Raw genomic sequence first — 6714 nt, 5'->3', positions numbered from 1 at the left:
CGTAGCAATACGTTCAGCTGACCAGTACTAATAGGTCGAGGTCTTGACCTAGTGATTTGGAATGTAGTGAAAATCACTCAAAGAGTTATTATTGGAATATGAAAAGTCAATTCAACGTGCAATTTTGAAGATATAATATAGATATCTAAAAGTCAAATACTCTAAGTATTTGGCTTTTTTTGTATTTCAAATTCTTTTTATTCTTGTTGATAGTTTAGCTATCAAGATCTGACAAAAGATTATAGTAATATAGAAATAATTAAGATATTACTTGAAAATACAGCATTATCTATCATATAATATACTGTAAATACTTATATATTAATAAATTCAATATAATGGATATAAACGCGTGTAGATTAAACTATGAAATCAAATAGAAGTGTTTTAGAGAAAGGAGATGGCTATGAATAAAATTAGCTTAGTAGCATTACTTTTTTTACTTGTTTGTGCCATGAGTGGGTGTAGTAGTGAAGCTCTTGAGCCCATAAATAAAATTGAGGTAGAACAAAGTGAGATAGAGCAGACTGAAATGATAAAGAAAGTAGAAGAAAAAGATGCGGAGCAAATTGAAAAAGAACCAGCAGAAAGTAATACTGCTAAGGAGGACAAAGTAACATCTAAGAAGGAAGAGAGCATTGACAGTGGTGACGTATTCTATAACCCAATAGTTTATAATGGCATTCTCTTAGGTGGATATAGTGAAGGATCATGGTATGAGGCATCGGAAATCTATCAAGAAATTCAAGGTGGTAATAAGTATAAAATATATGGATTGAATGGGTATATAGGAGAAGGGGTTGGTAAAAAGCCTATACTTCAAAAAGATGAGGCTTGGGAGCCTGTTAAAATTTACATCAAGTGCAAAGAAGAGTTAACGAATGATGATTATATAGCTTTAAACAGTAACTATAACGCAATGCCTCGAATTCCTATCATGCAAAGTAACGAAAGCAAAACTTATAAAGAGATAGTAAAAGAGATTTTAATGAATAATGGAATGGATGAAAGTATTCCTATTAATATTATACAAAACATTAAAATTGATTTAGAAGGCGATGGAGTAGATGAAGTTATTGTAATGGCTGAAAATGTAAGTTCTTCAGCTGGGTATCAGTTAAATAATACATATTCAATTCTATTTGTTAGAAAAATAATTGATAACGAAGTAAAAACGATGTTTATAGCCAAGGATATAGTAGCAACGGACGAGGACTATGTAGAGTCAATTGCTATGACTTACGAAATTAAATCTATTGTTGATGTAGATGCTGATGGTATTATGGAGTTATTGGTCAAATTTACATATTACGAAGGATACGGGTATAGGTTATATAAATTTGAAAATGAAGAAATGAATTCAGTGGGATGCTATAGTGAGGGAGTATAATAGTAATGAATAATAAGTTAGCTTTACGAAAGGGAGTAAATAATGAATAAACAGTTTAGAAAAGGTATTTTTATGCTATTAATTATATTAATCAGTTGCTTAATTACCGGCTGTTCGAAATATACAGATAATCGAACCACTGAAATAAAAAAAATAGATAGTCCGGAAGAGTCCCTTGCCTCTGGTGGTGGAGATTTAATAAAGTTGAATACAACCATTACACATGTAAAAAAAGAGAGTAGTCTTGGCAATGCCAGTAAAATATTAAATGCACTTATTACGGACTCTAAAGAATTGATCGATGATAGTTTAGTTGATTATGATTACATTCGGTTAGATACTGAGGGGAATTACGAAGTTTTTATTATAAAGGAATATGATGATAAGATAGTGTTTGACATTGCTCTTGGTGACTCTCTTGAAAACGTAGAAGATCATCTTGGACAAGCACCTTTTGTTTATGGCAATTACTTAAGAATTTATAAGTATAAAGATTTATATTTAGGTATCATTGGTGAGGAACAAGTTGATTACGTAATGGCCTGTACCTTACCTAACAACTATGAAGAAGATATTTTTACGAAATTATTAACTGAAATGTATAATACGTCACTGGAGAATTACGAAGACTTCCAATACTACTATGCTTATCATGAACTATTTAAAGAATACAGCGGTATTGAGATGGAGTTGAAAGAAAACTTAGCTGCATTCACAGTTTTTGATAACTATAGAGGAGAAAGGGAGAATCTTCAAAGCGATAATGCTACTATTCAAATCAGCTACAGTGATAAGAATAAGATAGCAGATGCTATGAATCATCTGATTCTAGAGTGGAAAACAGATGATACTACAATCCCCAATCACTACGGAATTTTGAATGATCACCTAACTTATTGCATCGAAGAAGAGAGTGGCAAAATATATATTTTTGATAGTAATACTAGTAATAGAATCGACCTGTTAGAGCAAGTTGGTTATAAAGGAACTGTTAGGAAAGAAATAGAAGTAGGTAACAATGTTATTCTTCTAAAAGATAAAAAGAACACTCCTATTTATGTATATTGTCGAGAAGACAAAGATGGGAAACTATCATTTACTTTAGACCCCATTAATAGGATTAATACAAATAATGACTCATATTTAATAGAGAGCAAGATGGATGGAACAGATTTCGAATGGATGAAAATATATAAAGGATCTAAGGCTAGTCAAGAACTATTATTTCAATGGAATAGAGATGAATCTTCAGGTATATCAATCAATATTCCCTCATATGATAATCCATTTAAGATGATTGTTGATATAGGCGATTATGACAAGGATGGAGAAGATGAGATTTACATTAATGATAACTATATCTTTATCCTACATAATGAAGAATATCAGCTAGCTATTGAAGACTATTTTACTTATGAATATGAAGATGTTGATGGAGATGGGGTTCTTGAATTACATACGCCGACTATTAGAACATACACGAGTGAACCTTATATGGAGTTAAATCAAGTCAATGTTTTAACCCTTGGGCAATATACTTATTCTTATGATTTAACATGGAAAAAATACGAGAATAAGTTAGAAGAGTCACAAAAAATATTCCAGCAAAATCCATCACCGCTTAATTTTCTTAGGTTACTTAATAGTTATGCTACTTTGGGAATGAAAGATGAAATAGAGGAACTTATTGAGGTCAATGAAGCGTTAGTTAACAATACAGAATTCTATTATGAACTTTTTTACAGTTCATCAGTTAATCCTGAGTATTTTGATGATTATTTTGGCTATGTATTAAGCAGTGCATATGTTCATCAATCTGAATGGCAAAGGTTAAGAGAATATTATACAGAGACTGTGATTACTTTTGGAGATAGGAACTATAATTTAAAAGATGCTTTTGTAGAAGAACAATTAACACAACTTACTGAGGATGAACTTAATATACTGAAAAATGCAATCTTTGCTCAATATGGGTATCGATTTAATAGTAAAAAGTATCAGGATTACTTTATTGATATCCCATGGTATGAGCCTAAATATGATGATGTTGAAACAATGATGACAGATATTGATCAACACAATATAGATTTGATATTAAGTATGTTATAGACGATACTGATGATTAGTCCACAATAGGTATTGGATTTATTATTAAAGGGAAAGCTTCTAATGGTAGAAGTTTTCCTATTATAATATTTCTATAAGGGCTTAATATTATAGATATATTATAGTAAATTGATTGAATATATTTACAAGTAAAATTATATTATTTTATGTTGACAATGCAAATGCCTTATGATATTATATCATAGTCGCCATTATGGAACGACATTTTTAGACTAATGAGTGATATAATTTCTTTTGTGCGCATAGCTCAGCTGGATAGAGCGTCTGACTACGGATCAGAAGGCCGAGGGTTCGAATCCTTCTGCGCACGCCATTTTTTTGCCTAATATTCAATTACTTTAATAAAAGTCTATTAGGGCGCATAGCTCAGCTGGGAGAGCACCTGCCTTACAAGCAGGGGGTCACAGGTTCGAGCCCTGTTGCGCCCATTTATTATCCACAAAAATAATATTAACTTCAAATCCCGCATATCCTTGATATTAGGGAAGATGTTTGTAAGAACGCTTAGTCAATGTGAAACACCTGTGGATAACATTACTAAAATTGAATATGGAGGAATTCCCGAGTGGCCAAAGGGGGCAGACTGTAAATCTGTTGGCAACGCCTTCGAAGGTTCGAATCCTTCTTCCTCCACCATTATGCGTGAGTGGCTCAGTGGTAGAGCATCGCCTTGCCAAGGCGAGGGTCGCGGGTTCGAATCCCGTCTCGCGCTTATAAAAAACCGACTAAAATTAGTCGGTTTCTTTCTTTTCAAAATATTGCATATACATTTCATCTGGGTGGTAATATTATTTTAATATCTATTCATACCAAATATCCGGTATTTGATCTTTTTCTGCCTCTAATAATTCTTCTATGATTTTCTCTATATCAGAAATGGAGCAAGCTAAAGGATCAGTCAGCATAGCACGTTTTAATAAGTCACGACTTCCTTTTACAACAGCTTCAGCTGTTAATTCATGAGTATCTAAAACGAGTTCCTCCATACCCTTTATACCGCGAGGCATTTCCCCAACCTGTACAGGATAAATACCATCTAAAGTGGGTTCACAAAGTAATTCTAAGAAGGCGTCATCATTCATATTGGTTACCGCACCATTGTTATAGGTATTAATATAGAACTTCTTCCCTAGGTTACCCACCATATTCTCGATAATATCTGTTGCATGGTCAGGTCCAAATGTAGTCATGTACTCTTCAATAGGGGTTTTACCTGAAATAAAATCATCAACTTGATCCCACATGGCTTCATGGCGTTTATATCTGGCTTCAGTTTCCCAGAGAGTAAGAGGAGGGATTGTTTGTTCAAGTACTTGTCGACCTTGCCAGAATCGTACATATTCCTTGGTATGACCAACACATACAGGAACATATCCAAAAGCTTTATAAAGTTCATAGCCAATACTATCATTAAACTTACCCTTTGCTCCTACATCACCACCATCTGTTTCTTTAGCTGCATTAATACGTAAATATTCAGCAATATTTTTCATAACGTCTTTTCCTTGATACTCAGCCTTGATGCACCATGTAAAGTGATTAACGCCAGCAATTCTAAAATCAAAATCTTTTGCAATTGTATCACTATAATCCTCTTCAGAATTAATGATTCCTGCTCGCACAGCGTAACGACGTTTGATATGAGGCATATGTAAACCATCACAAAGGGCAAAACTCTTTAAGTTCGGAGCAAATCGTTTGAGAGCCATGCCATGTACAGCTGTAGGATTGATATAGTTAATAACCCAAGCTTCAGGACATAGTTCTTCAATATCCTTTGTATACGCCATGATGACAGGTAACTCACGCATAGCTCTAAATATACCACCTGGACCAATGGTGTCACCGGAACACATACGGATACCATGCTTCTCAGAGATTTCGCAGTCTATACCTCTATAATATACAGATTTTTCAGCGAAACTTAAGACGACAAAGTCGGCACCTGGTAGCACATCCCTTGCTTTTACACTACTTTCAATTGTTACGTTAACTCCTTCACATTCAACAACCATCTGAGCTAGCTTAGTCATCTTATTAAGGCGTTCTTCATCTGTATCCACTAATGCTAAAGTACCATTATTTAAATATTCTGAATGTACCATTTGCCAGATTGCTTGGCGACCAAAGAATAAGCTTCCTGCACCAATAAGTACTATCTTTGGGTTAGTAATTGTTTTAGTCATGAAATAACCTCCTAATTTGAATATAGTATTATTATAAAACACTAGAATAATATATAAATGCTTAACATTCTTATTGTGATGTCAAATAGTTTGATTTTTTATAGAGTTTAATGATACAATTATCAAGAGGTGATTTGATGCAAAACACAGATATTTTTAATAGATTATCAGATAACATTGATATTAAGGTGAAAACACATATAATTTGTCATAGAAATGACTGGTACGAAAGCGGCAGTAGAGTTCAGTATGATTTGTGGATCATGCTTGAAGGATCAGCAATTGTAAAAATGAATAGAGAAGAATATTTTGTTCAGGCTGGTGAGATGTTCTTGTTTTATCCTGATGTACAATATGAAGCTTACACAACAGAAAAGGAGTGTACATTTTTATATAGTCACTTTGATTTCAGAATTGGTAATAATGGTAGAATTTTAGATGAATTTAATTTTGATGGACACTTACAGCATCAGCCTATGTATGCAGAAGAGAAAACTAAATTTATAGATAACTTCAGTGATTATAAAAATAAAGAATCCATGTCTGCCTTCTTACATAAAGCCTATTTTGAATCTTTATTAGCTAAAATCATTGACTATCAAAGTAGCGAGAAAGAACCAAAAAATATAAAAAAATCAATGCGCATAACTAAACTACAACCAGCCATTGATTATATTACTGAACATGTGGATCAATCGATTAGCATTGGAATATTAGCAGTACAATGTAACATGTCCGAGAAATACTTTATTACACTTTTTAAAGGAGCTTTAGGTATAACACCTGGAAATTATATAATTCAAGTTAAGATGACTAAAGCATTAGAATACCTATATGAACAACGCTATTCCATTAAAGAGATTGCTTATATGTTAGGATATACAGATCCTTATACTTTTTCTAAAGCATTTAAAAAGTACCATCAGGTACCACCTACAAGATATAAATTAGATGTGCATAATCTAGAGAATTAAGATTCACAATTTAACACAATTTGAATATAATTAGGCT

Annotated in this window: 4 protein-coding genes and 4 tRNA genes; 7 read left to right on the top strand and 1 reads right to left on the bottom strand. The window is 32.9% G+C overall.

Translation table 11 applies throughout. The annotated features are described in order from the left end of the window. Window positions 1-406: 406 nt before the first annotated feature. The 6 genes from C1Y58_RS24915 to C1Y58_RS24890 all read left to right on the top strand — a co-directional run bounded on the left by C1Y58_RS24915 (window position 407) and on the right by C1Y58_RS24890 (window position 4229). Window positions 407-1390, top strand: a complete 984-nt coding sequence (locus tag C1Y58_RS24915; RefSeq protein WP_105619878.1) for a hypothetical protein — start codon at window positions 407-409, stop codon at window positions 1388-1390. Window positions 1391-1432: 42 nt separating this feature from the next. Beyond that, window positions 1433-3499, top strand: coding sequence for a YARHG domain-containing protein (locus C1Y58_RS24910; protein WP_105619877.1), 2067 nt, complete (start codon window positions 1433-1435; stop codon window positions 3497-3499). Window positions 3500-3753: 254 nt separating this feature from the next. Next, window positions 3754-3830, top strand: a tRNA-Arg gene (locus C1Y58_RS24905). 42 nt (window positions 3831-3872) lie between these two features. After that, window positions 3873-3945, top strand: a tRNA-Val gene (locus C1Y58_RS24900). Between the two features lie 123 nt (window positions 3946-4068). Then, window positions 4069-4153, top strand: a tRNA-Tyr gene (locus C1Y58_RS24895). 4 nt (window positions 4154-4157) lie between these two features. Further along, window positions 4158-4229: transfer RNA gene (locus C1Y58_RS24890), tRNA-Gly, on the top strand. 88 nt (window positions 4230-4317) lie between these two features. Here C1Y58_RS24890 and C1Y58_RS24885 read toward each other — a convergent pair. After that, complete coding sequence (locus C1Y58_RS24885) at window positions 4318-5703, bottom strand: family 4 glycosyl hydrolase (RefSeq protein WP_105619876.1); 1386 nt, start codon at window positions 5701-5703, stop codon at window positions 4318-4320. Between the two features lie 137 nt (window positions 5704-5840). Here C1Y58_RS24885 and C1Y58_RS24880 point away from each other — a divergent pair, with 137 nt between their 5' ends. Beyond that, complete coding sequence (locus C1Y58_RS24880) at window positions 5841-6677, top strand: AraC family transcriptional regulator (RefSeq protein ID WP_170311692.1); 837 nt, start codon at window positions 5841-5843, stop codon at window positions 6675-6677. Window positions 6678-6714 lie beyond the last annotated feature (37 nt).

Origin of the sequence: Vallitalea okinawensis, from assembly GCF_002964605.1 — a bacterium.
In the GTDB taxonomy this organism is placed as follows: Bacteria; Bacillota; Clostridia; order Lachnospirales; family PQDH01; genus Vallitalea_A; species Vallitalea_A okinawensis.
This window is presented reverse-complemented; position numbering and strand designations above follow the sequence as displayed.